The 25,966-nt window shown below is 70.7% G+C and carries 18 protein-coding genes; 11 read left to right on the top strand and 7 right to left on the bottom strand.

The window, feature by feature from the left end; translation table 11 throughout:
• Positions 1-23: 23 nt before the first annotated feature.
• Positions 24-626 carry a TetR/AcrR family transcriptional regulator gene (locus EHW97_RS06925; protein WP_124236438.1) on the bottom strand — a complete coding sequence of 201 codons (603 nt, stop codon included), beginning with the start codon at positions 624-626 and terminating at the stop codon, positions 24-26.
• A gap of 70 nt (positions 627-696) precedes the next feature.
• Here EHW97_RS06925 and EHW97_RS06930 point away from each other — a divergent pair, with 70 nt between their 5' ends.
• The 7 genes from EHW97_RS06930 to EHW97_RS06960 all read left to right on the top strand — a co-directional run bounded on the left by EHW97_RS06930 (position 697) and on the right by EHW97_RS06960 (position 16,163).
• On the top strand, positions 697-1,842 hold the full coding sequence (locus EHW97_RS06930; RefSeq protein WP_124236439.1) for an acyl-CoA dehydrogenase family protein: 1,146 nt from the start codon (positions 697-699) through the stop codon (positions 1,840-1,842).
• A gap of 30 nt (positions 1,843-1,872) precedes the next feature.
• On the top strand, positions 1,873-3,099 hold the full coding sequence (locus tag EHW97_RS06935) for an acetyl-CoA C-acetyltransferase (protein WP_124236440.1): 1,227 nt from the start codon (positions 1,873-1,875) through the stop codon (positions 3,097-3,099).
• A gap of 16 nt (positions 3,100-3,115) precedes the next feature.
• Entirely contained in the window at positions 3,116-3,865 is a 750-nt protein-coding gene (locus tag EHW97_RS06940) for an SDR family oxidoreductase (RefSeq protein ID WP_124236441.1), read from the top strand.
• A gap of 77 nt (positions 3,866-3,942) precedes the next feature.
• Positions 3,943-5,973, top strand: coding sequence for a PhoX family protein (locus tag EHW97_RS06945; protein WP_124236442.1), 2,031 nt, complete (start codon positions 3,943-3,945; stop codon positions 5,971-5,973).
• A 71-nt stretch (positions 5,974-6,044) separates the two neighbouring features.
• Positions 6,045-15,116 (top strand): type I polyketide synthase, encoded by a 9,072-nt coding sequence (locus EHW97_RS06950; RefSeq protein ID WP_243696332.1) that lies wholly within the window; start codon positions 6,045-6,047, stop codon positions 15,114-15,116.
• A 6-nt stretch (positions 15,117-15,122) separates the two neighbouring features.
• Complete coding sequence (gene acpS, locus EHW97_RS06955; protein WP_124236443.1) at positions 15,123-15,527, top strand: holo-ACP synthase AcpS; 405 nt, start codon at positions 15,123-15,125, stop codon at positions 15,525-15,527.
• 150 nt (positions 15,528-15,677) lie between these two features.
• Entirely contained in the window at positions 15,678-16,163 is a 486-nt protein-coding gene (locus EHW97_RS06960) for a hypothetical protein (RefSeq protein ID WP_124236444.1), read from the top strand.
• A 404-nt stretch (positions 16,164-16,567) separates the two neighbouring features.
• On the opposite strand, the gene EHW97_RS06965 is transcribed toward EHW97_RS06960, so the two are convergent.
• From EHW97_RS06965 to fabG, 3 genes are all read right to left on the bottom strand, one after another.
• Positions 16,568-17,194 carry a TetR/AcrR family transcriptional regulator gene (locus EHW97_RS06965; protein ID WP_208001929.1) on the bottom strand — a complete coding sequence of 209 codons (627 nt, stop codon included), beginning with the start codon at positions 17,192-17,194 and terminating at the stop codon, positions 16,568-16,570.
• A gap of 154 nt (positions 17,195-17,348) precedes the next feature.
• Positions 17,349-18,374, bottom strand: a complete 1,026-nt coding sequence (locus tag EHW97_RS06970) for a phosphotransferase family protein (RefSeq protein WP_124236445.1) — start codon at positions 18,372-18,374, stop codon at positions 17,349-17,351.
• A gap of 1 nt (position 18,375) precedes the next feature.
• On the bottom strand, positions 18,376-19,131 hold the full coding sequence (gene fabG / locus EHW97_RS06975; protein ID WP_124236446.1) for a 3-oxoacyl-ACP reductase FabG: 756 nt from the start codon (positions 19,129-19,131) through the stop codon (positions 18,376-18,378).
• A 178-nt stretch (positions 19,132-19,309) separates the two neighbouring features.
• Between fabG and EHW97_RS06980 the strand changes: the two genes are divergently transcribed.
• From EHW97_RS06980 to EHW97_RS06990, 3 genes are read left to right on the top strand one after another with little or no spacing between them, the layout of a single operon-like run.
• Entirely contained in the window at positions 19,310-20,797 is a 1,488-nt protein-coding gene (locus tag EHW97_RS06980; RefSeq protein ID WP_208001930.1) for an acyl-CoA carboxylase subunit beta, read from the top strand.
• On the top strand, positions 20,794-21,021 hold the full coding sequence (locus tag EHW97_RS06985) for a biotin/lipoyl-binding carrier protein (RefSeq protein WP_124236447.1): 228 nt from the start codon (positions 20,794-20,796) through the stop codon (positions 21,019-21,021). Before EHW97_RS06980 ends, EHW97_RS06985 begins: the two co-directional genes overlap by 4 nt.
• Positions 21,022-21,045: 24 nt before the next feature.
• The gene (locus EHW97_RS06990) at positions 21,046-21,759 is read left to right on the top strand and encodes an acyl-[acyl-carrier-protein] thioesterase (protein ID WP_166367422.1); all 714 of its coding nucleotides are present in this window, start codon (positions 21,046-21,048) and stop codon (positions 21,757-21,759) included.
• Positions 21,760-21,771: 12 nt separating this feature from the next.
• Here the strand turns inward: EHW97_RS06990 and EHW97_RS06995 are convergent, their stop codons facing one another.
• Both EHW97_RS06995 and EHW97_RS07000 read right to left on the bottom strand, forming a co-directional pair.
• Positions 21,772-22,158, bottom strand: a complete 387-nt coding sequence (locus EHW97_RS06995; RefSeq protein ID WP_124236449.1) for a globin — start codon at positions 22,156-22,158, stop codon at positions 21,772-21,774.
• Positions 22,155-23,060 carry a mechanosensitive ion channel family protein gene (locus EHW97_RS07000; protein ID WP_124236450.1) on the bottom strand — a complete coding sequence of 302 codons (906 nt, stop codon included), beginning with the start codon at positions 23,058-23,060 and terminating at the stop codon, positions 22,155-22,157. The genes EHW97_RS06995 and EHW97_RS07000 overlap by 4 nt, the downstream gene beginning before the upstream one ends.
• Before the next feature lie 34 nt (positions 23,061-23,094).
• Here EHW97_RS07000 and EHW97_RS07005 point away from each other — a divergent pair, with 34 nt between their 5' ends.
• Complete coding sequence (locus EHW97_RS07005; protein WP_124236451.1) at positions 23,095-23,367, top strand: hypothetical protein; 273 nt, start codon at positions 23,095-23,097, stop codon at positions 23,365-23,367.
• 60 nt (positions 23,368-23,427) lie between these two features.
• Here the strand turns inward: EHW97_RS07005 and pepN are convergent, their stop codons facing one another.
• A complete protein-coding gene (gene pepN, locus EHW97_RS07010) occupies positions 23,428-25,947 on the bottom strand; it encodes an aminopeptidase N (RefSeq protein ID WP_124236452.1) in 2,520 nt (839 codons plus the stop codon).
• Positions 25,948-25,966: the final 19 nt, after the last annotated feature.

Here is a 25,966-nt window from a genome sequence, read left to right on the forward strand (position 1 = left end):
GGCTTTCGCCTGTCCGAGAAGGGTCAGTGCCGCACGACCATGCGGGCGGCGAGGTCGCTGTGCAGGGTTGCGAGGTCGTCCGGCGTGATCGAGCCGCCCGGCGTGTACCACCGCACGAGGTCGATGCTGAGGGAGAGCACCGCGAGCGCCGTGCCCTTGATGTCCACGACGTCGAAGTCGCCGTCCGCGACGCCCGCCTCGAGCGCGCGCTGCATCTGCCGTTCGATGTCGCGCCGATAACCCGCGATCTCCTGCCGGTGCTCCGGGGTCAGCGCGTCGAACTCGTACTGGACGATGCGCCCCACGCGGCTGTTGACCGCGTGCCAGCGGCTGAAGGCCGCGACCATCGAGCGGACACGCTCGAGCGGCGTCGTCCCCTCGGCGTCCGCGTCCCGGATGATCCTGAGCGCGTCGAGATGGCCGCGGCGGCTCACCTCGAACAGCAGGTCCTCCTTCGTCGCGTGGTGCACGTAGACGGCGGCCGGACTCATGCCGGCGCGGGACGCGATGTCGCGCGTGGTGGTGGCAGCGAAGCCCTTCTGGGCGAACGCCTCCACCGCCGCATCGATGAGCCGTTCGCGAGTGGCGGCGGAGCGAGCGCGTGCCGAGGGGGCCTCCGTGGTCATGGTGGACATGATGGAACATCGGTGGCATGCTAAGCAAGCGCTTAGTCACCACTGACCCCCAGGAAGACCGATGCAGCGAACCATCTACACCGACGATCACGAGGCGTTCCGCGAGTCCTGCGCCGCGTTCCTGGAGAAGCGGGTCCGCCCGCACCTCGAGGAGCACCTGACCGAGAAGGGCCTTCCGCGCGACTTCTGGAAGGCCGCCGGCGCCGAGGGGTTCCTCGGCCTCGAGATCCCTGAGGAGTTCGGCGGAGCCGATGCCCAGGACTACCGGTTCAACGCCGTGTGGGCCGAGGAGCTCAGCAAGGTCAATGCCTCGCTGTCCTCGTGCGTGGGCATCCACGCCGACATCACCGTGCCGTACATCGTCGACCTCGGCACCGAGGAGCAGAAGCAGCGCTGGCTGCCCGGCTGCGCCAGCGGCGACATCGTCACCGCGATCGGAATGACCGAGCCCTCGGGCGGCTCCGACCTCGCCGCCCTGAAGACCACGGCGGTGCGTGACGGTGACACGTGGGTCATCAACGGCTCGAAGACGTTCATCACCAACGGGTTCTCCGCCGACCTCATCGTCACCGCCGTGCGGACCGATCCCTCCAAGGGCGCCCGCGGCATCACGCTGTTCGGCATCGAGGCCACCGATCCCGGCTTCAGCCGCGGCCGCAAGCTCGACAAGGTCGGGCAGGAGGAGTCCGACACCGCCGAGCTGTTCTTCGAGGACGTCCGGCTCGGTGACGACCGCGTCATCGGTGAGCTCGGCGGCGGTTTCATCGCCATGATGCAGAAGCTCCCGCAGGAGCGGCTCGGTGCCGCCGTGTCGAACATCGCGCACGCCAAGCAGATCCTCGCCGAGACCATCCAGTACTGCCACGACCGCAAGGCCTTCGGTCAGTCCATCGGCTCGCTGCAGCACAACAAGTTCCTGCTGGCCGAGCTCGTCACCAAGATCGAGGTCGCCGAGGCGTTCGTGGATCAGGCGGTGCTCGCCCACAGCAACGGCCAGCTCACCGCGATCGACGCCGCCAAGGCCAAGTGGTGGAGCGCGGAGATCCAGAACGACGTGCTCGACCACTGCGTCCAGCTGCACGGCGGCTATGGATTCATGAACGAGTACCGGGTCGCCCGCGCCTGGCGGGATGCCCGCGTGACCAAGATCTGGGCCGGTTCCAACGAGATCATGAAGGAACTCATCGGCCGCGACCTGGGCTTCTGACCCTCATCGACCACCGAAAGCGACAGACTCATGCCTGAAGCCGTCATCGTTTCCACCGCGCGCTCGCCGATCGGTCGCGCGTTCAAGGGCTCGCTCACGCAGATGCGCGCCGACGACCTCACCGTGCAGATGGTGCAGGCCGCGCTCGCCAAGGTCCCCGAGCTCGATCCGGCCGACCTCAACGACCTCATCCTCGGCTGCGGCCTGCCCGGCGGAGAGCAGGGCTGGAACATGGGCCGCAACGTGGCCGTGCTCGCCGGCTACGACCACCTTCCCGGCACCACCATCACGCGCTACTGCTCGTCGAGCCTGCAGACCACGCGGATGGCCTTCCACGCCATCAGGTCCGGCGAGGGTGACGCCTACATCTCCGCCGGCGTGGAGGTCGTGAGCCACTTCGACAAGGGCACCAGCGACAGCATCCCGGGGCAGGACATCACCAACCCGAAGTTCGCCGAGGCGATGCGCCGTACGGACGACCGCAGCCAGGGCGAGGCGCCCGCGTGGACCGATCCGCGTGAGGACGGACAGCTGCCAGACGTGTACATCGCGATGGGCCAGACCGCCGAGAACGTGCAGCAGGTCCTGGGCATGAGCCGCGAGGAGCAGGACCGTTTCGCCGTGCGCAGCCAGAACCTCACCGAGCAGCGCATCGCCGAGGGCTTCTGGGAGCGCGAGATCACCCCGGTCACGCTGCCCGACGGCACGCAGGTCACCGCCGACGACGGTCCGCGCCCCGGCGTGACGTACGAGGCGATCAGCCAGCTCAAGCCGGTGTTCCGTCCCGACGGCACCGTCACGGCCGGTAACGCCTGCCCGCTCAACGACGGCGCGGCAGCGCTGGTCGTCATGAGCGACACCAAGGCCAAGGAGCTCGGCCTCACGCCGCTCGCGCGCATCGTCTCCACCGGCGTCACGGGGCTCTCCCCGGAGATCATGGGCCTCGGCCCGGTCACCGCGATCCCGCAGGCGCTCAAGAACGCCGGCATGTCGATCTCGGATATCGACCTGTTCGAGATCAACGAGGCGTTCGCCGTGCAGGCGCTCGGCTCGGCTCAGCAGTTGAACATCGACGTCGACAAGCTCAACGTCAACGGCGGCGCGATCGCTGTCGGTCACCCGTTCGGCATGACCGGCGCGCGCATCACCGCGACGCTCATCAACTCGCTGCAGTGGCACGACAAGCAGTTCGGTGTCGAGTCCATGTGCGTCGGCGGCGGCATGGGCATGGCCATGGTCATCGAGCGGCTCAGCTGAGAACGGGGGAGTGGATATGACCAGGTTCAGCGGAAAGGTCGCCATCGTCACCGGCGCGAGCCGGGGCATCGGCCTCGGCGTCGCCGAGCGGCTCGTCGCCGACGGCGCGAAGGTCGTCATCACGGCGCGCAAGGAAGACGCCCTCAAGGAGGCCGTGGCCGGTCTCGGCGAGGACAACGCCACCTTCGTCGCGGGTGCGGCCGACGACGCCGAGCACCAGGACGAGGCGATCGCCACCGCGATCGAGCGCTTCGGTCGACTCGACTTCCTCGTCAACAACACCGGCATCAACCCGGTCTACGGACCGATGATCGAGATGGACCTCGCGGCCGCGGAGAAGATCTTCCGGGTCAACGTCCTGTCGGCCGCCGCGTGGGCGCAGAAGGCGTACGCCGCGGCGCTCAAGGACAACGGCGGGGCGATCGTCAACATCGCCTCGATCGCGGGTCTGAAGCCGGCGCCGATGATCGGCATGTACGGCGCCTCCAAGTCCGCCGTCATCCACGTGACGCAGGAACTGGCGCTCGAGCTCGCCCCCTCGATCCGGGTGAACGCGGTCGCTCCTGCCGTCGTCAAGACCCGCTTCGCCGGCGCGCTCTACGAGGGCCGCGAGGAGGAGGTCGCCTCCGCCTACCCGATGAAGCGGCTCGGCTCGCCGGAGGACATCGCGTCGGTCGTCGCGTTCCTGCTGTCCGAGGACGCTGCCTGGGTCACCGGGCAGACCATCACGATCGACGGCGGACTGACCCTCACCGGCGGAGTCTGACCAGCAGTACGCACCCTTCACGCAGCGTTGCCTCGGCGTTCACCTGATCGGGAGGGGCGCTGACTACGGTCGGCGGCATGGCTCGACAACTCCCTCTCGTCTCGCCCTGCTCCTCCGGCCGTCAGGCCCTCACGTGCCGCTACCGCTGCGGTGACGCGTGTGGTCACGACGCGCCCAACACCTCGGCGAACCTCTACTTCGGCGATCTCGTCCGCGAGCAGATCTCGCGGCGCGGGGTGCTGCGCGCGGGCGTCGTGCTGGGCGCCGCCGCAGCGGTGACGTCAGCCGTCGGCAGCGCTCCGGCGGCCGCATCGGCGTCACCGGCGTCGAAGGGCTCGTTCTCGCGGGGGCCCCGCGGACTGGAGTTCGAGCCGGTCGCGCCCAACACGCACGACGCGGTCACCGTCCCGCGCGGCTTCGACCAGCAGGTCGTCATGGCGTGGGGCGACCCGATCTTCCGCGACGCGCCGGCCTTCGACCCGCGGCGCCAGACCGCCGCCGCCCAGCTGCGTCAGTTCGGTTACAACTGCGACTTCCTCGGGCTTCTGCCGCTGCGGGGCGGCGAGTACCTCATGGTGGTCAATCACGAGTACACCGACGAACAGATCATGCACCCGGGCTACGACCCGGAGAACCCGACGCGCGAGCAGGTCGAGATCGGCTGGGCAGCGCATGGGCTGAGTGTCGTGGCCGTCGAGTCTCAGCGGCGCAGCGGTGCGCTGAAGCCCGTCGTCGGGCACCAGCTCAACCGGCGACTGCACACCAACACACCGTTCGAGCTCACCGGGCCCGTCGCGGGCCACCCACTCGTGCGGACGACGGCCGATCCTGAGGGCCGGACCGCGCTCGGGACCCTCAACAACTGCTCGGGCGGGTTGACGCCTTGGGGCACGTGGCTCACGGCGGAGGAGAACTTCAACCAGTACTTCGCCAACGCTGACAGCGTCACCGATCCCGTCACCGCCGCACGGCTCGCGCGCTACGGCGTCTCCGGGACGGAGACCGACCGCAAATGGGAGCGGTTCGACGATCGCTTCGATCTGGCCAAGGAGCCGAACGAGATCAACCGGTTCGGGTGGATCGTCGAGGTCGACCCGTACGACCCGGAGTCCACGCCGAAGAAGCGCACCGCGCTCGGGCGCTTCAAGCACGAGGCGGCACAGCCGCGTCTCACGTCCGACGGCCGCGTCGCGGTCTACATGGGCGACGACGAACGGTTCGACTATCTCTACAAGTTCGTCTCCGACACGCAGATGCGCAAGGGCAACAGCCGCAAGGCCCGCGAGCACAACGCACAGCTGCTCGACTCGGGCACGCTGTACGTCGCGCGTCTCACCGGTGATTCGCCGGCCGAGCAGATCGACGGCAGCGGCCGGCTGCCGCGCGACGGCGCGTTCGACGGCGCAGGGGAGTGGATTCCGCTGGTGAGCGGGACGCGCTCGCATGTCCCCGGCATGACGGCGGAGGAGGTCCTGCTGTTCACGCGGCTCGCCGCGGATCAGGTCGGCGCCACGAAGATGGACCGGCCCGAGGACGTCGAGCCGAGCCCGGTCACCGGCAAGGTCTACGTCGCGCTCACCAACAACAGCAACCGCGGCGCCGCGGGGGCTGCACGTGCCGACGAGGCGAATCCGCGCAACGCCAACAAGCACGGCCACGTGCTGGAGTTGACCGAGCGGCATGAGGATGCCGCGGCGACGCGCTTCTCCTGGAACCTGCTGCTCGTGTGCGGTGACCCGGCCAGCCCCGACACCTATTTCGGCGGCATGGACAAGCGGCACGTCTCACCGATCTCCTGCCCGGACAACCTCGCGTTCGACCCCTACGGCAATCTGTGGATCTCCACCGACGGCAACGCGCTGGGGTCGCACGACGGGCTCTTCGCGGTGGCGCTCCACGGCCGGCACCGGGGCCTGACGCAGCAGTTCCTCACCGTTCCCCGGGGTGCCGAGACCTGCGGCCCGCACATCGACCGCAGCCGGGTCATGGTGTGCGTGCAGCATCCCGGCGAGGTCGACGGAGCCACGGCGGAGGCACCCGGATCGACCTGGCCGGACGGCCCGGGGAGCATCCCGCGACCAGGCGTGGTGAGCGTCTGGCGACGCTGATCGGGAGGCGCATCGTCAGCTTGTGACGAAAAACATGAGAAAACCCTCAGGAAAAATATGAGGAAGTCCTCATGTTCGCCCGTAAGATGGTCGTCATGACGACGCTCGACCCCACCCCCATCGTCCCCGCTTCGCGTCCGGTGCAGGCCGGCACGCGCCTCATCGACGCCTTGCGTGACGGTACGCCGTACGCCGTGGCCTTCGCCGGTCAGGGCGGTGAGTGGCTCCCGTCGCTGTCGGACCTGGTCCGCGACTTCGCGCTCGAGTCCGAGCTCACGGCTGCGCTCGACGGCGCCGAGCGACTGGTCGCCCCGGTCGCGGGTCAGCTTGCCCGTGCCGGCGTGGAATTCGCGCCGCTCGCCTGGGTCGACGCCCTCGCGGTGGGCGAGTCCGCCGAGGACGACCAGGCGGCGGAAGTGCCGTCGGCTGAGGCGCTGCACGAGCCGGCCGCTTCGGTGCCCGGCATCGTGCTCACGCAGATCGCCGGTCTCGCGGCGCTGCGCCGTCAGGGCCTCGACCTGGAGCAGGTCCCGCCCGTCGGGGCCGTGGGGCACTCGCAGGGTCAGCTCTCCACCCGTCTGCTCGCCGGGACGGACCCGGTCACCGTGCTGGCCATCGCCCGCCTCGTCGGCGCGGCGACCCAGATCGAAGGACGCCGCCGGGGTCTGCTCGGCCGGTCGATGCTCAGCGTCAGCCAGGTCGACCCGCAGCGCGTGCGTGCGATCGTCGACGAGCTCGGCACCCGCGTCGTGTGCCGCATCCGTAACGCCCGCCGCGCCGTCGTGCTCTCGGGTCCGCAGGCCGATCTCGACCGCGTCGCCGCGCGCCTCGAGGCCGTCGCGGCCGAGGAGAAGGCCCTGCGCGATCGCAAGGTCACGGGCGGCACGCCGTTCTCGCCCGTGCTCGAACCGCTGCCCGCGCGGGTCGCGTTCCACCACCCCGACCTCGGCGGCATCGTCGACCTCGTCGGTGAGTGGGCCGGCCGCTGCGGCATCGACGCCGCCCTCGCGCGCGACCTCGCGCAGACCGCCATCGTCGACCCCGTCGACTGGGTCGCGGAGCTGGAGTCGGTGCTGGACGCCGGCGCACAGTGGATCCTCGACCTCGGCCCCGCCGACCTCGCGTCGCGCCTCTCGGCTGCGGAGACGCGTCCCCGCGGCGCCGGTCTCGTCGCCACCACGACCCGCCGCGGCCACCGTGAACTCACTGCGGTGGGAGCGACGCCTGCTCGACCGACCCCGTGGTCGGCCCACGCGCCGCGGCTCGCCACTCTTCCGGACGGCTCGACCGTCGTCGAGACCGCCTTCACCCGACTCACCGGCAAGTCGCCCGTGCTGCTGGCCGGCATGACGCCGACCACCGTCGACGCCAAGATCGTCGCCGCGGCGGCCAACGCCGGCTTCTGGGCCGAGCTCGCCGGTGGTGGTCAGGTCACCGAGGAGATCTTCAACGACCGGGTCGCCGAACTCGACGAGCTCCTCGAGCCGGGCAGCACCTACCAGTTCAACTCGCTGTTCCTCGATCCCTACCTGTGGAAGCTCCAGCTGGGCCAGAAGCGTCTGGTGCAGCGCGCCCGCGCCGCCGGCGCCCCCATCGACGCGGTCATCGTGACCGCGGGTGTCCCCGAGCTCGAGGAGGCCGTCGCGCTCGTCGAGGACCTCCGTTCCGCCGGAATCGCCCACGTCGTCTTCAAGCCGGGCACCGTCGCCCAGATCCGTCAGGTCCTCGCGATCGCGCGTGAGCTGGCGCCGCTGCCGGTCATCGTGCAGATCGAGGGTGGACGCGCCGGTGGCCACCACTCGTGGGAGGACCTCGACGATCTCGTCCTCGCCACCTACGCCGACCTGCGCGCCGAGCGCAACGTCGTCGTATGCGTCGGTGGCGGTATCGGCACGCCCGAGGCCGCGGCCAGCTACCTCACCGGAGACTGGTCCCGCCGCCACGGCTTCCCCGCGATGCCGCTCGACGGCGTCCTCGTGGGCACGGCCGCCATGGCCACGCTCGAGGCGACGACCGCGCCCGAGGTCAAGCAGCTCCTCGTCGAGACCCGCGGTACCGCCGGCTGGGTCGGCGCAGGAACCGCCGAGGGCGGCATGGCCTCCGGCCGCAGCCAGCTCGGCGCCGACATCCACGAGATCGACAACACCGCGTCGCGCACGGGCCGCCTCCTCGACGAGGTCGCCGGTGACGCGGAGGCCGTCGCGGCCCGCCGCGACGAGATCATCGCGGCGATCAACAGGACGGCCAAGCCGTACTTCGGCGACGTCCGCACGATGACGTACGCCCAGTGGTTGCGCCGCTTCGTCGAGCTGTCGGGTACCGCGGTCGACGGTTCGCCCGCCTGGCTGGACGTCACGCTCCGCGACCGGTTCCACGCCATGATCCAGCGCGCCGAGGCACGCCTCGCCCGCGAGGACCGCGGCCGCATCCGCACCCTCTTCGCCTCGGCCGACGACGTCGAGGACGGCGCTGCCGCGCTCGGCCGTCTGCTCGAGACCTACCCGCATGCCGACGAGGTCGTCCTGCACCCCGCCGACGAGGCGTTCTTCGTCGAGCAGTGCAAGCGACCGGGCAAGCCCGTGAACTTCGTCCCGGTCATCGACGCCGACGTGCGTCGCTGGTGGCGTTCGGACTCGCTCTGGCAGGCGCACGACCCGCGCTACCGCGCCGACGAGGTCTGCATCATCCCCGGCACCGTCTCCGTCGCCGGCATCACTCGCGCCGACGAGCCCGTCGCCGAGCTGCTCCAGCGGTTCGAGGACGAGACGATCGACGCGCTGCTCGCCGCGGGTACCGCCCCGCAGCGTGCCGAGGGTCGCCGCCGCATCGAGGCCGAGGACGCGGCCGATCCGCTCTCGCTCGTCCTCGCCGCGCCCGACGTGGTCTGGGCGGGCCGCACCGTCGGCAACCCCGTGCACCGTCTCGGCTCCGGCTGGGTTCTGACGAGCTCGACGACCGCTGAACACCCCGAGACGGGCGCCGAGCTCGTCGCGGGGGACGGGCTCGCCGAGCTGCGAGTCCCGCTGTCGGACGGTGCTCAGGTCGTGCTGCCGATCCGCGTCGGCGCTGCCGTCGCGCGCGGCGCCGCCCCGGTCGTGACGATCGCGGACGCGGCCGCCGCGATGAAGGCGATCGCCGCCGGTGCCGCCGGCGGTGAGGTGCCGGCGAGCGACGGTGGCGTCGCCCGGCTGAACGTCGCATGGCACCCCGATCTGCGGGCCGACCACGCCGCGGTCAGCGGCGCATCGGTCGAGCCCTCGCGTCACCCCGCTCCCGACGTCCTCGTCGGACTGGCGTGGCCGGCGGTCTTCGCCGTCATCTCCGAGGCTTCGACGGCCGACGGCCTCCCGGTCGTCGAAGGCATGCTCGACCTCGTCCACCTCGACCACTCGATCGCGCTCGGCGACCTGCCGTCCGATGAGGCCGAGCTCTCGGTCGTGGCGCGCCTGCGCGAGGTGAGCGACACGTCCTATGGCCGCGTCGTCACGGTCGACATCGACGTCACGGCGGGCGACCGCGAGGTCGCCGCGCTCACCGAGCGGTTCGCGATCCGCGGCCGCAGCACCACCGGTGACCTCGCCGATCCGGCTCGCGCCGGCGGCGTGCTCGGTGACGACGTCCGCGACACGCCGCGCAAGAAGCGTGCCGCGGCCCGGCTCACCGCCCCGCGCGACCTCCGCGCGTTCGCTGCCGTCACCGGCGACCACAACCCGATCCACACCAGCGTCGCGGCCGCCCGCCTCGCGGGTCTCGGCGCGCCGATCGTCCACGGCATGTGGACGTCGGCCGCGGCGCAGCAGCAGGTCGTGTCGCAGACCGGCCGCCGCGTCTCGGGCTGGACCACCCGCTTCATGGCCCCGGTGCGTCCGGGCGCCGAGGTGGAGATCCGCGCCGACCGCATCGGTCTCGATGCCGGCGCCGAGGTGCTCGACGTGACGGTGCGCGCAGACGGCGAGGTCGTCATGTCGGCGACCGCTCGCCTCGATGCGCCGCGCACCGCCTACGCCTTCCCCGGCCAGGGCATCCAGAGCCAGGGCATGGGCATGGCCGGGTACCAGCGGTCCAAGGCCGCGCGGGAGATCTGGGACCGGGCCGACGCGCACACGCGTGCGGCGCTCGGGTTCTCGATTCTCACCGTCGTGCGCGACAACCCGACCGAGCTCACGGCCAACGGCGTGACGCACCGTCACCCCGACGGCGTCCTCTACCTGACGCAGTTCACCCAGGTCGCCATGGCGGTCCTCGGTGCCGCCCAGATGGCCGAGCTCCGCGAGTCGGGCGCCTTCGTCGAGGGAGCCGTCCTCGCCGGGCACTCGGTCGGTGAGTACAACGCCCTCGCCGCGGTGTCGGGTGTCATCCCGCTCGAGGCCGTCGTCGAGGTCGTGTTCCAGCGCGGCTCGGTGATGCACACGCTCGTGCCGCGTGACGCCCAGGGCCGCAGCGACTACCGCCTCGCCGCCATCCGTCCCTCGCAGATCGGTCTGGCCGACGACGAGGTCACGGCCTACGTCGAGGGCATCGCCGAGCGTTCGGGCGAGTTCCTGCAGATCGTCAACTACAACCTGCGGGGCTCGCAGTACGCGATCGCGGGCACCGTCGCCGGTCTCGAGGAGCTGGAGCGCGACATCGCCCGGCGCCGCGAGGAGTTCGGCGGCAAGGCCGCGTTCATCCTGGTGCCCGGCATCGACGTGCCGTTCCACTCGCGCGTGCTGCACGGCGGCGTGCCGGACTTCCGCGATCGCCTCAACGAACTGCTGCCGGCCGACATCGACCCGCAGATCCTCGCGGGACGCTACATCCCGAACCTCGTGCCGCGGCCGTTCAGCCTCGACCGCGAGTTCATCACCGAGATCGCCGACCTCGTCGACTCGGCCCCGCTCCGTGAGGTGCTGGCCGACTTCGAGGCGTGGGCCGCGCAGCCCGGCGTCCTCTGCCGCCGCGTCCTGATCGAGCTGCTCGCGTGGCAGTTCGCGAGCCCGGTGCGCTGGATCGAGACCCAGGACCTGATGTTCACCCCGGTCGAGCAGGGCGGACTGGGCGTCGAGCGCTTCATCGAGATCGGCGTCGGCTCGGCCCCGACCGTGGCCAACCTCGCCGCATCCACGCTGAAGCTCCCCGAGACGTCCTACGGACGCGTCGAGGTGGCCAACATCGAGCGTGACTCGGCGGTCGTCTTCGGCACCGACGAGGATCAGCCCGAGGTCGCCGAGGAGGACGTGGCCGAGGCGCCGCAGGCCGAGTCGGCTCCCGCGGCTGCTCCTGCGGCCCCGGCTCCGGCCGCTCCGGCGAGCTCGGGCGGACCGCGTCCGGCGGACCTGAAGTTCGACGCCGCCGACGCCACGCGGGTCCTCGTGGCCTGGTGGACCAAGCTGCGCCTCGACCAGATCGGTGCCGCGGACTCCATCGAGTCGCTGTGCGACGGCGCCTCCAGCCGCCGCAACCAGCTGCTCGTCGACCTCGGCGCAGAACTCTCGCTGGGCGCGATCGACGGTGCGGCCGACGCCGACCTCGTGACGCTCGGACAGCAGGTGACCGGGCTCGCCCGCAGCTACTCCGCGTTCGGCCCGGTGCTCAGCGACACCATCGCCGAGCACCTCAAGAAGGTCCTCGGCCCGACGGGCAAGAAGCCCGCCGCGATCACCGAGCGCGTGACCGGAACCTGGCAGCTCGGTCCCGGCTGGGCCGCGCACGTGCTCGCCGAGTTCGCCATGGCGACGCGTGAGGGCGCGAGCGTCCGCGGCGGCGAGTTCGGGTCCTTCGGCCCGCTGGCCTCCGGCGCGGACGTCGACGCCGCCGTCGACGCGAGCGTGCAGGCCGTCGCGGCCCGCCACGGCGTGAGCGTGGATCTGCCGGCCGCCGGTGGCGACGGCGGCGCCACGATCGACGCCGCCGCGCTGGGGGAGTTCACCGAGCAGATCACCGGTCGTGACGGTGTGCTGGCCAAGGCCGCGCGCCTCGTGCTCGACGAGCTCGGACTGGCGGGCGTGCCGGCCGAGGTCGAGACCGACGAGCAGGCGGCGCAGGTGCTCACCCGCGTCGAGGCCGAACTCGGCTCCGACTGGGTCAAGGCGACCGCTCCGGCGTTCGACGCCGATCGCGCGTTCGTCCTCGACGACCGGTGGGCCAGCGCTCGTGAGGACCTGGCCCGCATCGCGCACGGCGCGGAGGTCACCGGCAGCTTCGTGGGCACCGGCTCTGCCGTGGCCCGTCAGGCGCGCTGGTGGGCTGAGCGGGCCGGGAACGCGCTCGCTCCGCGCTTCGCCGAGATCGCCGCGGCGGCCGAGGACACCACGCCGGGTCGGTACGCCGACGAGGTCGCCGTCGTGACCGGTGCGAGCCGCGGCTCCATCGCGGCTTCGGTCGTGGGCGGCCTGCTCGCCGAGGGTGCCACCGTCATCGCGACCACGTCGCGCATCGACGGCAGCAAGCTCGCGTTCTTCAAGCAGCTCTACCGCGAGAACGCCCGGGCGGGGGCGGCCCTGTGGGTCGTGCCGGCCAACATGGCGTCCTTCGCCGACATCGACGCGCTCGCCGCGTGGATCGGGTCGGAGCAGACGCGGACGGCGGCGGGGGTCACCTCGGTGACCAAGCCGGCGCTCACGCCGACGATCCTCTTCCCGTTCGCCGCCGGCCGGGTCATGGGCGACACGACCGACGCCGGACCGCGCGCCGAGCTGGAGATGCGTGTCCTGCTGTGGTCGGTCGAGCGCCTCATCGGCGTCCTCTCCGAGCACGTCCAGGACCGTGATCTCACGCGTCGCCTCCACGTCGTGCTTCCCGGTTCGCCGAACCGCGGCATGTTCGGCGGCGACGGCGCCTACGCGGAGGCCAAGTCCGCGCTCGATGCGCTCGTCGCGAAGTGGCGCTCGGAGCGTTCGTGGTCCGGTCGCGTCACGCTGGCGCACGCGATCATCGGCTGGGTGCGCGGCACCGGGCTCATGGGCGGCAACGACCCGATGGTCGAGGCCGTCGAGGCCCGCGGCGTCCGGACGTGGTCGACCGAGGAGATGGCCGAGGCGCTGCTGACGCAGGGCGTCGACCACGCTCGGACGACCGCCGAGATCGCGCCGGTCGAGGTCGACCTGACCGGCGGCCTCGGCGACGTGGACCTGGACCTGGCCGCGCTCGCGGCCGACGTCAGTGGCCGAGCGGCCTCGACGAACGAGCAGCGGAGCGAGGCCACCATCCCCGCGCTTCCGGGCTCCCCGGCGCAGCTGGACCGGGTCGAGACGCCCGCCTGGGGCGAGGTCACGACCTCGCTCGACGACATGGTCGTCATCGTCGGCGCCGGCGAGCTCGGGCCGTACGGTTCGGCGCGCACGCGTTTCGAGGCCGAGGTCAGCGACCGCCTCTCGGCGGCCGGTGTGCTGGAACTCGCCTGGACCACCGGGCTCGTGCAGTGGGACGAGGTCAACCGCGGCTGGTACGACACTGCGAGCGGTGAGCCGGTGGCCGAGGAGGACCTGGCCGATCGCTACGAGGACGCCGTCCGCGAGCGCGTGGGCATCCGCCGCTACGGCGACGACGGTTCGATGGTCGACAACGCGGCGCCGCTGCTGACGTCGGTCTACCTCGAGGAGGACCTGACGTTCACGGTCTCCGGCGAGGCCGAGGCGCGGGCGATGCACGAGGCCGATCCGGAGCGGACGGTCATCGCGCAGACGGCCGACGGCGACTGGACGGTGACCCGCAAGGCGGGCACCGAGATCCGTGTGCCGCGGAAGATGAAGCTGACGCGCACGGTCGGCGGGCAGATCCCGACCGGTTTCGACCCGACGGTCTGGGGCGTCCCGGCCGAGATGGTCGAGGCCGTGGACCGGGTGGCGCTGTGGAACCTCGTGTGCACCGTGGACGCGTTCTTGTCCAGCGGCTTCACCCCCTCGGAGCTGTTGCGCTGGGTGCACCCGACGCAGGTCGCCAACACGCAGGGCACCGGCATGGGCGGCATGACCTCGATGCACTCGCTGTACATCGACACGCTGCTCGGTGAGGCGAAGGCGAACGACATCCTGCAGGAGGCGTTGCCCAACGTCATCGCCGCGCACGTCGTGCAGTCCTACGTCGGCAGCTACGGCGCGATGATCCACCCGGTCGCCGCCTGCGCGACCACGGCGGTCTCCGTCGAGGAGGGCGTGGACAAGATCCGGCTCGGCAAGGCCGAGTTCGTCGTGGCCGGTGGCTTCGACGACCTCTCGGTCGAGGGCATCGTCGGCTTCGGCGACATGTCGGCCACGGCCGACTCCGGCGTCATGGCGGCCAAGGGTCTGGAGGATCGGTACTTCAGCCGGGCCAACGACCGTCGCTACGGCGGGTTCGTGGAGTCGCAGGGCGGCGGCACGATCCTGCTGGCCCGCGGTTCGCTCGCGGCGGCGGCAGGTCTGCCGGTGCTCGGCGTGCTGGCCTACGCCAGCTCGTTCGCCGACGGCGTGCACACGTCGATCCCGGCGCCCGGTCTCGGCGCGCTGGCGGCCGGACGCGGTGGTCGGGAGTCGCAGCTCGGCCGGGCGTTGAAGGGCCTCGGCGTCAGCGCCGACGACATCGCCGTGCTCAGCAAGCACGACACGTCGACCGGTGTCAACGAACGCAACGAGTCCGAGCTGCACGAACGGCTCGCCAGCGCACTGGGCCGCGACGAGGGCAACCCGCTCTACGTCATCAGCCAGAAGACGCTGACCGGTCACGCCAAGGGCGGCGCGGCGGCGTTCCAGCTGATCGGCCTGTGCCAGGTGCTGTCCGGCGGCGTCGTGCCGCCGAACCGCAGCCTCGACTGCGTCATGGACGACCTCGGCGAGTACGAGCGGCTGGTGTGGCTGCGCGAGCCGCTGCGGACCGGCCCGCTCAAGGCGGGTCTCGTGACGAGCCTCGGCTTCGGCCACGTGTCCGGTCTGCTCGCCGTCGTTCACCCGCAGGCGTTCGTGGAGGCGTTGCCGGCCGAGCAGCGTGAGGCCTACCTCGCGCAGGCGGAGCAGCGGCAGATCGACGGCCGCATGCGTCTCGTCGAGGCGATGTACGGCGGTGACAGCTTGTACCGCCGTCCCGCCGGCCGACGCCTGGGCGACGCGGGCGCGCGTGAGCGCGAGGCCGCGATGTTGATCGACCCGGAGGCGCGACTCGGCGCCGACGGTGTCTACCGGTGCCAGTGATGGGCGATGGGGGTCGTCGTCGGCACCGGGGTGGACCTCGTCCACGTCCCCGGCTTCGCTGAGCAACTTCAGCGACCGGGGGCCTGGATCGACCGGGTGTTCACACCCGGCGAGCGGCGTGATGCTCGCAGAAGCGGGCGTCACGCCGCCGAGGTCGCGTCCTTCGCGGCGCGGTGGGCCGCCAAGGAGGCGTTCGTCAAGGCGTGGTCGGAATCGCTGTGGGGGAGCGCTCCGGTCCTCTCCGAGGAGATCCATCACCTCATCGAGGTCGTCACGGACGCCTGGGGGCGCCCGCGCCTCGTCCTCCACGGCGAGGTGGCCGCGGCGCTGCCCGATGGCGTCGACGTCTTCGTGTCCCTGACTCACGACGGTGATTACGCCCTCGCCCAGGTCACCCTCACGCGACGGTGAATCGGCCCTCAGGCTGGCCCTCGGGCGGTGAGCGAGCACGCACTTCAGTGCCGGATCTGCGTGCTGAGCCACCGGCCGATGACATCTGTCATGCGAACTGCTGACGTCGCGACACTGCTCACGGGCGCGCTCGGCCGCGAGGCTGGAGGCATGAACGACGCAGTGACGTGGCTCGAAGTCCTCCTCAACGACATCCACCCGGCGGTGCAGTTCGTGGCGGTCGGGGCGATCGCCGTCGTGCCGTTCCTCGAGAGTTACGTCGGCGCCATGGTCGGAACGATGGCCGGGCTGCCGGTCCCGCTCGCCCTCGGTGCCGCGATCGTCGGCAACGTGCTCGCGCTGCTGGTGGCGGTCGAACTCGGCAGCCGGATCGCAGCGCGACTGGCCACCACGCGCTCGGAGCAGCGGAGCGAGCGCCACCAGAAGATCGTCGACCGCGTCGACCGGTGGGGCGTGCCGGCCGCGAGCCTGATCGGTCCGGTCGTCATGGCCATCTCGGTGACCGCGTTCGTGATGGCCGCCATGGGGCTGAACCGCCGTCAGGTCGTCGTGTGGCAGACCGTCTCCATCGTCGCCTGGGGAGCGCTGTTCGCGGCCTTCGGCGCCGGGATCTTCGCGATGCTCGGTGGCGCCTGATGCCCGGCGCGGCGGGCGACGAGCCCTTCCCGGTGCCGCCCGGCGGCTCCGCGTCGCGGACCGTCGTCGAGCGGATCACCGCGCTCTCGAGGCTGTGGTCGGACGCTGAGCCGCGACGCCGGCCCAGCAACATGGGACGTTCATCCGCATCGCGCCGAAGCGATTGCCAGCGCAGTGCCGCCCCAGATGAGGTCGGTGAAAGGCGCGAGCAGCAGGAGTAGGGCGATGGGTCGGCGTGCGTGGGCGGGCGCCGCCTGGGCGTGCGCTGCCGCTCGAGGACGCTCATGACATCCGGGGCATCGGCATCTCGTCGTGCGGGGACATGCGGGTGGTCTCGATCGGCGTGGCCACCTACCGGGCGTCGGTGCCGGCCGTGCTGCCCCGCGGGACTACGCGTTCTAGCGTCAGGTGATGGTCTCGGGCTGGGAAGCCAGGAGATAGGCGCTGAGGAGGCGCTTGAGCTCGATGATGGCCTCGGTGTGCTCCTGGCCGTCGCGGACGGAGAAGTTGAGCATCGAGTACGCGATGTAGACGAGCACCTCGGCCATGATCTTGCGGCGTTCCCGGGGCGTGCCGGGCGTCAGTGGGCCGAGGGCGTACGCGACGTCGGTGGCGAGTTCGCGCTCGATGACGGCGGCGGTGGCCCGGGTGGCGGGCGTCGACTGCATCGCCATCCACACCGCGCGCCGTGAGGGGTCCTCCAGCCAGATCTTGGCCATGTGGTCGACGAGCCGGTTGAGCAGCCGCAGCCAGTCCAGGGTGGGGAGTTCGGCGGTGAGCTTGGCGAGTTCCTCGCGGACGGCGACGGCGTTCTGCCGGTCCAGTTCGCAGACGATGACGTACTTGTTCTGGAAGAACTGGTAGAGGGTGCCGATCGGGAGGCCGGCGCGCTGCGCGACCTCCTCGCACGTGAAGGACTCGAAGCCGACTTCGAGGAGGAGTTCGCGCGAGACCTGCAGCAGATGGTCGAACTTGACCCGGCTGCGCTCCTGCGTCGGGCGCCGTCGAGGCTCGAGGATCTGGGCGGTCACGTCGCCAGCCTACCCAAGATCGGCGTAACCCCGGGTGACGTGCGGTGTCGTCCGTTTCGGCGAGTGGCGCAGATTCATCCGCGAGTGATGCAGATTCGCGAGCGAACGGATGCGTCGATCACGAATCTGCACCACTCGCGGTGGAGGGCGCGGGTCAGCGGGACGTGGCAGCGAGGCCCGCGTCGATGAGGGGGAAGATCGAGTCGCCGATGCCCTCGAAGCCGGAGCCGAGGGTCTTGCCCTGGGTGTGACGGAAGTAGATCCCCTCGAGGATCACGGCGAGCTTGAAATAGCCCAGACCCAGGTGGAAGCCGAGGTCACCGAGGTCGCGCCCCGACGCCCGCCCGTACCGCTCGATCGACTCCTCCACCGAGAGGTAGCCGGGTGCCTTCGGCGCGTCGGTGACCGTGACCTGCGCGGCATCGCCGGCCAGGGTCGCGAGGTTCTGGTACACGATCATCAGCGCCACGTCGGTGAGCGGATCGCCGAGCGTGCTCATCTCCCAGTCGAGCACGGCGGTGATCTCGTCCCGGTCGTTCACCAGGGCGTTGTCGAGCCGGTAGTCGCCGTGCACGATCGTGCCGTCGCCGGACTGGGGGATGTCCCGCTCGAGCCGCGTGGCGAGCTCGTCGATGCCGGGAAGGTCGCGACTGCGCGACGCGTCGAGCTGCTTCTTCCAGCGTCGGACCTGACGCTCGAGGTAGCCGTCGGGTCGGCCGAAGTCGGCGAGCCCGACCTGCGCGTAGTCGACGGCGTGCAGCGCGGCGAGCGTGTCGATGAGCCGCTCGCTGATCGCCCGGGTGCGGTCCGGGCCGAGGGCCTCGAGCTGGGCGGCACGCTGGTACGGCGTGCCCTCGACGCGTTCCATGACGTAGAACGGCGCGCCGATGACGTCGTCGTCCTGGCACAGCCCATGGGTGGCCGGGACCGGCACGTCGGTGCCGGCCAGCGCCGTCATGACGCGATACTCGCGCGACATGTCGTGCGCCGTCGCCAGCACGTGCCCGAGCGGCGGGCGCCGCACGATGACCGATCGCGTGCCGTCGGACACCGTGTACGTCAGGTTGGACTTGCCGCCCGTGATGAGCTCGGCCGTCAGCGGCGCGGAGGTGTCGAGCACCTCCGGCCGCTGCGCGTCGAACCAGCGGGCGAGCGCGTCGAGATCGAGGCCCTCGGTCACGTCAGTCCTTCGGTCCGCCGGCGACGTAGATGACCTGACCGGAGACGAAGCCGGCGCCCTCGCTGACGAGGAACGAGGCGGTGTGCGCGATGTCCTCGGGCTGGCCGACCCGCTGCACGGGGATCTGCTCGGCGCTGAACTTGATGAAGTCGTCGAACGGGACGCCGATGCGCTCGGCCGTCGCGGCGGTCATGTCGGTCTGGATGAAGCCCGGCGCGATGGCGTTGGCGGTGATGCCGAACTTGCCGAGCTCGATGGCGAGGGTCTTGGTGAAGCCCTGGATGCCCGCTTTGGCGGCGGAGTAATTAGCCTGTCCGCGGTTGCCGAGCGCCGACGTGCTCGAGAGGTTGACGATGCGACCGAACTTGGCCTCGGTCATGTGCTTCTGGCAGGCCTTGCTCATGAGGAAGGCGCCGCGCAGGTGCACGCCCATCACGGCGTCCCAGTCCTCCACGGTCATCTTGAACAGGAGGTTGTCGCGGATGATGCCGGCGTTGTTGATCAGCACGGTCGGGGCGCCGAGCTCCTCGGCGACGCGGGCGACGGCGGTCTCGACGCTCTCGGGGTCGGCGACGTTGGCGCCCACGGCGAGAGCGCGCCCGCCGGCGGCGGTGATCTGGTCGACGGTGCCGGCGCAGGCGGCCTCGTCGAGGTCGAGGACGGCGACGTTCATGCCGTCGGAGGCCAGCCGGGCAGCGACGCCGGCACCGATGCCGCGGGCGGCGCCGGTGACGATGGCGGTACGGGTCTCGGACACGGGGATACCTCTCCTGGATGTGACAGGTGTCTAAGCGCTTGCTTAGTTCGCACCTTAGCGTACGCCCGGCCCGCGGGGGAGGGGTGCGCGACATCACACGCCGATCTGCGGCCAAAGATGAGGAACTCCTCATGTTTGCCCTATAGTTGAGGAATCCCTCATGTTTAGGAGTGACGCCGTGAGCGAAGTCGAGCAGCTGCCTGACCACCGCACCCGATTGGAAGACCGGCGGCAGGAGCGGTTCCGCCGCGTCGAGCCGCGCGGCAAGCGTGTCCACACCGCCCGCGAGCGTGCGGAGATGCTCGTCGATGCCGGTTCGTTCGTCGAGACCACGCCGCTGCGCGCCGCGCACGGCGGTGGCAGCGGGGTCGTGACCGGCTGGGGCCTCATCGACGGCCGTCCCGTCGTCATCGCCTCGCACGACGCCGCCGTCGCGTCCGGTGCGATCGGCGAGGTGATGGCCGACGCGATCATGGACGCGCAGCGCCTCGCCATCCGCCGCGGGTACCCGATCGTCTACATCAACGATTCCGGCGGTGCCCGGGTGCCGGACGGCATCCTCGCGCTGCACGGCTGCGGCGGCATCTTCGCGCTCAACGTCGAGGCGCAGCGCCACATCCCCCAGATCTCGCTCATCCTCGGTCCGTGCGCGGGGGCGGCCGCCTACTCGCCGGCCCTGACGGACTGGACGATCATGGTCAAGGGCCAGGGGCACATGTTCCTCACCGGCCCCGACATCGTGAAGGCGGCGACCGGCGAGGACGTCACGGCCGACGAGATCGGCGGCTCGCGCCTGCACACCGAGACCAGCGGCGTCGCCCACCTCGAGGTCGAGTCCGAGCAGGAGGCGCTGGAGTCGGCGCGCCTGCTGCTGTCGTTCCTGCCGTCGCGCGTCGGTGGAGAGCAGCGCATCGGCGACCCGGTTCCGGCCAACCCGCGCGCAGTCGACGCGCTGCCGGCGCTGGTGCCCGAGAAGGCGTCGGTCGTGTTCGACATGAACCAGCTCATCGACGGCGTGCTCGACAACGGCGCGCGTCTCGAGCTCATGCCGCGCCACGCCGGCAGCATCCTCACCCTGTTCGGGCGCCTCGACGGCCGTCCCGTCGGCGTCGTGGCCAACCAGCCCGCTTGTCGCGGCGGCATCCTCGACGCCAAGAGTTCGGTCAAGCTGGCCCGCTTCGTGGAGTTCTGCGGGCGCTTCGGACTGCCGATCCTCACCTTCGTCGACGTCCCCGGCTTCCTGCCCGGAACGGTCGAGGAGGGCCGCGGCGTCATCACCCACGGCGCCAAGGTGCTCAAGGCCTACGTCGATGCCGCCTCGCCCAAGCTCACCGTCGTGGTGCGCAAGGCGTATGGCGGTGCCTACATCGCGATGGGCGCGAAGTCGCTCGGCGCGGACATGACGTGGGCGTGGTCCAACGCCGAGATCGCGGTCATGGGCCCGGGCGGTGCGGTGGCACTGCTGCACCGGCGCGCGCTCGCCGCCGCCGAGGATCCGACAGCGCTGCGCGACGAGCTCGCCGCGGAGTACCGCGAGAACGTCGCCCGACCTTACGTGGCCGCGGAGGCGGGCATCGTCGACGACGTGATCTTCCCCGAGGAGACGCGCGGACGGATGGCCGACGCCCTGCGCATGCTGACGCACTCCGAGGGAGGCCCTCGATGATCCACGCCCGCGCCGAGATCGTCGGCAACGTCTGGAAGATCGTCGCCCGCGAGGGCGATCCCGTGGCTGCGGGCGACGCCGTCGCAATCCTCGAGACCATGAAGATGGAGATCCCCGTGGTCGCACCGACCGCCGGCCACGTGAGCCGGTTGCTGGTCGACGAGGGGCAGATCGTGCAGGAGGGCGACCCGATCGCCGAGATCGACGCCACGGTCGGCGCCTGAGCCGGCTCTGACAAGATCGGCTCCGTGACTGCCGAGCATCGTCATGAGATCCCGCTGCGCTGGGCCGACCTCGACTCGCTGAACCACGTCAACAACGTCGTGTACCTGCGGTACGCGGCGGAGGCGCGGATGGCGCTCGTCGACGCCGGCGTGATCGACGACCGGCGCACGACGCGGATGGCGGTCGAGTTCCTGCGGCCGATCCTGCTCGGCCCGCGGCCGGTCGTCGTGACCAGCCGCGTGGAGGACGATCAGGTCGTCCACCAGATCGGCATCGACGGCAGCCCGCACACCTTCGCCCGGGTCACGACCGGTCACGACCCGGTCGGGATCCTCGACCCTGCCGAGGGCGTCGACACGATTCCGCTCTCACTGCGGCGGCTGGACCTCGACGAACGCGGGGTCGTGAGCCCCGTGCAGATCGGTGAGCTGCTGCAGGAGAGTCGTATCCCGTACATGAGCGCGCTGCTGGGTGAGGAACGCGGCACGGTCGTGCTCGCCCACCTCGACATGCGCGTCCACGCGGCGATCCCGTGGCGCCGCGAACCGGTCGAGTCGCGGGTGTGGATCGATCGGCTGGGCGGGTCGTCCTTCACGATCGCGGCGCAGCTGTGCGTCGACGGCCGGGTGGCGGTCTCATCCGAGGCCGTGCTCGTCGGCTTCGATGCCACGACGCAGCGCTCCCGCGCCCTGACCGACGTGGAGCGCGCCGTGCTCGGCCGCGGTCTGCGCGCCTGAGCCGCGCCGGCGTCAGTCGGCGGTGTTGACCATGAAGTTGGCGGCGTGCTGGGCGTAGGCCCAGAACTGCGCGTCGTGCTCGGGATCGAGCTTGGCGGCGTCCAGCCCGGCACGGAAGTGCTGGAGCCAGCGGTCACGCGCCTCGGCGTTCACCGCGAACGGGGCGTGCCGCATGCGCAGCCGCGGATGTCCGCGCTGCTGCGAGTACGTCGTCGGGCCGCCCCAGTACTGCTCGAGGAACATGGTGAACCGCTCGGCGGCCGGGCCGAGGTCCTCCTCGGGGTACATGGGCCGGAGCACCTCGTCGTTGGCGACGCCCTGGTAGAAGACGTCGACGATGAGTTCGATGGTGGCGCGCCCGCCGATCGCCTCGTAGAAGTTGTCGTCGCGGGCACTCATGCCGTTCCTCCTGGCGGGATGATCGTGGCGGGGATGCGGATGCCGGCTGCATCGAACCGCCGCTTGATGCGCTCGCGCATGGTGCGGGCGACGTTCCACTGCTGCAGCGGAGCCGTCTTGAGCACCACGCGCACCACGACCCCATCTTTGTCGAAGCGCTCGACGCCCCACACCTCCGGGGCCTCGATGATGACGCCCTCGTAGTTCGGGTCGGCGTACATCTCGCTCGCGACCTCGCTGAGGATCTGCTGGGCCTGGTCCAGGTCGGAGTCGTAGGCGACCGTGATGTCGAGGACCGTGCGGGCCCAGTTCTGGCTGGAGTTGCCGACCCGCAGGATCTCGCCGTTGCGGACGTACCAGACGGTGCCGTCGACGTCGCGCAACCGCGTCACGCGCAGCCCGACCGCTTCGACGGTGCCGGCCGCCTCACCGAGGTCGACGACGTCACCCACGCCGTACTGGTCCTCCAGCATCATCGAGATACCGGCGAGGAAGTCCTTGACGAGCGTCTGAGCGCCGAAGCCGAGGGCGACGCCGACGATGCCCGCGCTCGTCAGCAGCGGCGCGACCGGGATGCCGAAGCTCGCGAGGATCGTCACCACGGCGATCATCATGATGATGCCGGTGGCGATGCTCTTGAGCAGCGAGCCCAGCGCCTCCGCACGCTGCCGGCGCCGCTGGGCGACCGGTTCGGGGCGATCGACGCTCTTCGCGCCGCTGGTGAGATTGGCCAGCGGGCTCGGCACGGTGGGGGTCTTCGACGCCTGATGCGTGAGGCGGTCGATGAGGCGGTTGACGAGCCACCGCAGCACCAGCGCCACGATGAGGATGACGATGGCCTTGAGCGGAAGTTCGACGAATCGGTTGAACCACGGTTCGTCGAGCACGTCGAGGTCAGGCATAGTTCCCAGCCTACGGGCCGATACGATGAGCCCCATGAGCATCGTCGTTCGTGCCCTCAGCACCCTCGCGGCCACCGTGACAGCTGTCCTCGTCGTCTCCGCCGGCCCCGCGGCCGCGTCGACGGCCCCGAGCACGTGGGAGCTCGACGATCCGATGAGCACGCTCGAGGCGCTGGCGATCTTCGGCGGCATCCCGCTCGCGCTGTTCGTCGTCATCTCGCTCTTCGCCGCGATGACCGCGCGCAACAACTACGAGCCGGCTCCGCCGCACCCCGAGGACGAGACCTCCACTCCGCCGTACGAGTGACCCGCTGACTGACGACGAAGGGCCCCGCCGGAATCGGTGGGGCCCTTCGTCATGTCGGCGTCAGTTCCGAGTTCGAGCGCGGAGCGCACGCGCCAGATCGTCCCGGCCCTCGCGCACGTAGCGGACGGCCGCGGCGGGAGCCGACGTCTGCTCCAGCCATGCGTCGACCTTGCGCAGGGTCTCCTCGCTCGGGTTGGCGAGCGGGAACAGATCCACCAGCGCGATCTGACCGATCCACACGCCCTGCTCGTCGATGATGGTCTCGGCCATCTCCAGGTACTGATCGACGTACGGCTCGAGGATGTCGGCCTGGCCGAACACCTGGAAGGCTCCGGCGATCTGCCGTCGCGTCTCGTTCGGGGTCTCCTTGACGATGACGACCTTGCGCCAGGCGTCCGCCTTGGCCTCCGCCGAGGGCCGGATCGCCAGCGCCGCGGCGCCCCGCTCCTTGCCCGCGTTGGTCGGGTCGCGATCGATCTCCACGCCGATCTCCGGCTCGGACAGCGCACCCAGCCGAGCGAGCGCCGTGACCAGGGTCCAGCGCAGGTCGGTGTCGACGGTCAGGCCGTCGATCTCGCCGTCGAGCACCCGGCGCACCCGCTCGGGGTCCGACGCGGCGACGGCGAGGGCGCGCGCGAACGCCAGCTGGTGGTCCGTTCCGGGCGCGGCGCCGGTGAGCAGCTCCCACAGGCCGTCCTCCCACGTCCGCGCGAGCTCAGCGTGCTCGGCCTCGGGGGTGAAGGCGCGAACGGCCGAGGTGCCCTGACGCAGCAGCGAGCCCACCGCGGTGAGGTCGGTCTCCGTGCCGACCCCGGACAGCACCAGGCGCACGAAGTCGGCCGAGGCCAGCTCGGCGTCGCGGGTCATGTCCCAGGCGGCACCCCAGCACAGCGCACGGGCGAGGGAGTCCTCGATCGTCGCGATGCCCGACAGCAGCGTGGAGAAGGACCGTTCGTCGAGGCGGATCTTGGCGTAGGTGAGGTCGGCGTCGTTCAGCAGGACGAGGTCGGGCTGGGCGCGGCCGACGAGCTCGCTGATCTCGGTCGACGCACCCTCGATGTCGACCTCGACCCGGTCCGTGCGGGTGATCGAGTCGCCGACCTTGTCGTACAGGCCGATGCCGATGCGGTGACGGCGCAGCGTCGGGAAGTCCGGGTGCGCCGACTGCTCGACGGTGAACGAGGTGAACGTGCCGTCGTCGTCGGTGGTGAACGAGGCCCGCAACGTGTTGACGCCCGAGGTCTGGAGCCACTCCTGCGCCCACGACGACAGCTCGCGGCCGGAGGCAGCCTCGAGCTCGACGAGCAGGTCGCGCAGCTCGGTGTTGCCGTAGGCGTGCTTGCCGAAGTACGCGCGCAGGCCTGCGAAGAAGTCGTCCTCACCGACCCACGCGACGAGCTGCTTGAGCGCGGACGCGCCCTTGGCGTAGGTGATGCCGTCGAAGTTCGCCTCGACCGCGTGGAGGTCGTAGTTGTCCGCGGCGATCGGGTGCGTCGAGGGCAGCTGGTCCTGGCGGTAGGCCCAGTTCTTGCGCTGGTTGGTGAAACCGGTCCACGCCTCGGTGAAGCGCGTCGCGTTGACCTGGGCGTGGTGCGAGGCGAACTCGGCGAACGACTCGTTGAGCCACAGGTCGTCCCACCACTTCATCGTCACGAGGTCGCCGAACCACATGTGTGCCATCTCGTGGAGGATCGTGTTGGCGCGCTGCTCGTAGGCGGCGACCGTCTGGCGGCTGCGGAAGATCATCTCGTCGCGGAACGTCACACATCCCGCGTTCTCCATCGCGCCCATGTTGTATTCGGGCACGAACAGCTGGTCGTACTTGCCGAACGGGTAGCCCATCTGGAAGGCGTCCTCGAAGAACCCGAAACCCTGCTTGGTGATCTCGAGGATGTCGTCGGCGTCGAGGAACTCGGCGAGCGATTGGCGGCAGAACACGCCGAGCGGGATCTCGCCGTGCGCGCCCTGGTAGACGTCGCGCACGACGTGGTACTCGCCGGCCACGAGCGCCGTGATGTACGTCGACATCCGCTTCGTGGGAGCGAAGTGCCACACCGCAGCGCCGTCGCCGGCCGGCTCCGGATCGGGCGTCGGCGAGTTGCTGACGACCTGCCAGTGGTCCGGCGCGGTGATGTGGAAGGTGAACTCGGCCTTGAGATCGGGCTGCTCGAACGTCGCGAACACGCGGCGGGCGTCGGGGACCTCGAACTGCGTGTAGAGGTACACGCGGTCGTCGGCGGGGTCGACGAAGCGGTGGAGACCCTCGCCGGAGTTGGAGTAGCGGCAGGTCGCCTCGACGACCAGCTCGTTCTGCGCCGCGAGGTTCTCGATCGGGATGCGGCTGTCGGCGTAGACGGCGGGGTCGACGGGCTCGCCGTTGAGGGTGATCGACGAGATCTCGCCGTCGACGAGGTCGACGAACGTCGACGCCCCTTCGGTGGCGGTGAACCGGATCGTGGTGACGGATCCGAAACGTTCGGTGGAGTCGAGGGTCAGGTCGAGGGCGACATCGTAGGTCTGGGTGTCGACGACCGATGCGCGCTGCTGGGCTTCTTCGCGGGTGAGATTCGTGCCGGGCATACGGCCTACTCTTGCACTA

It is taken from the genome of Aeromicrobium camelliae (assembly GCF_003850045.1).
Taxonomy (GTDB): Bacteria; Actinomycetota; Actinomycetes; order Propionibacteriales; family Nocardioidaceae; genus Aeromicrobium; species Aeromicrobium camelliae.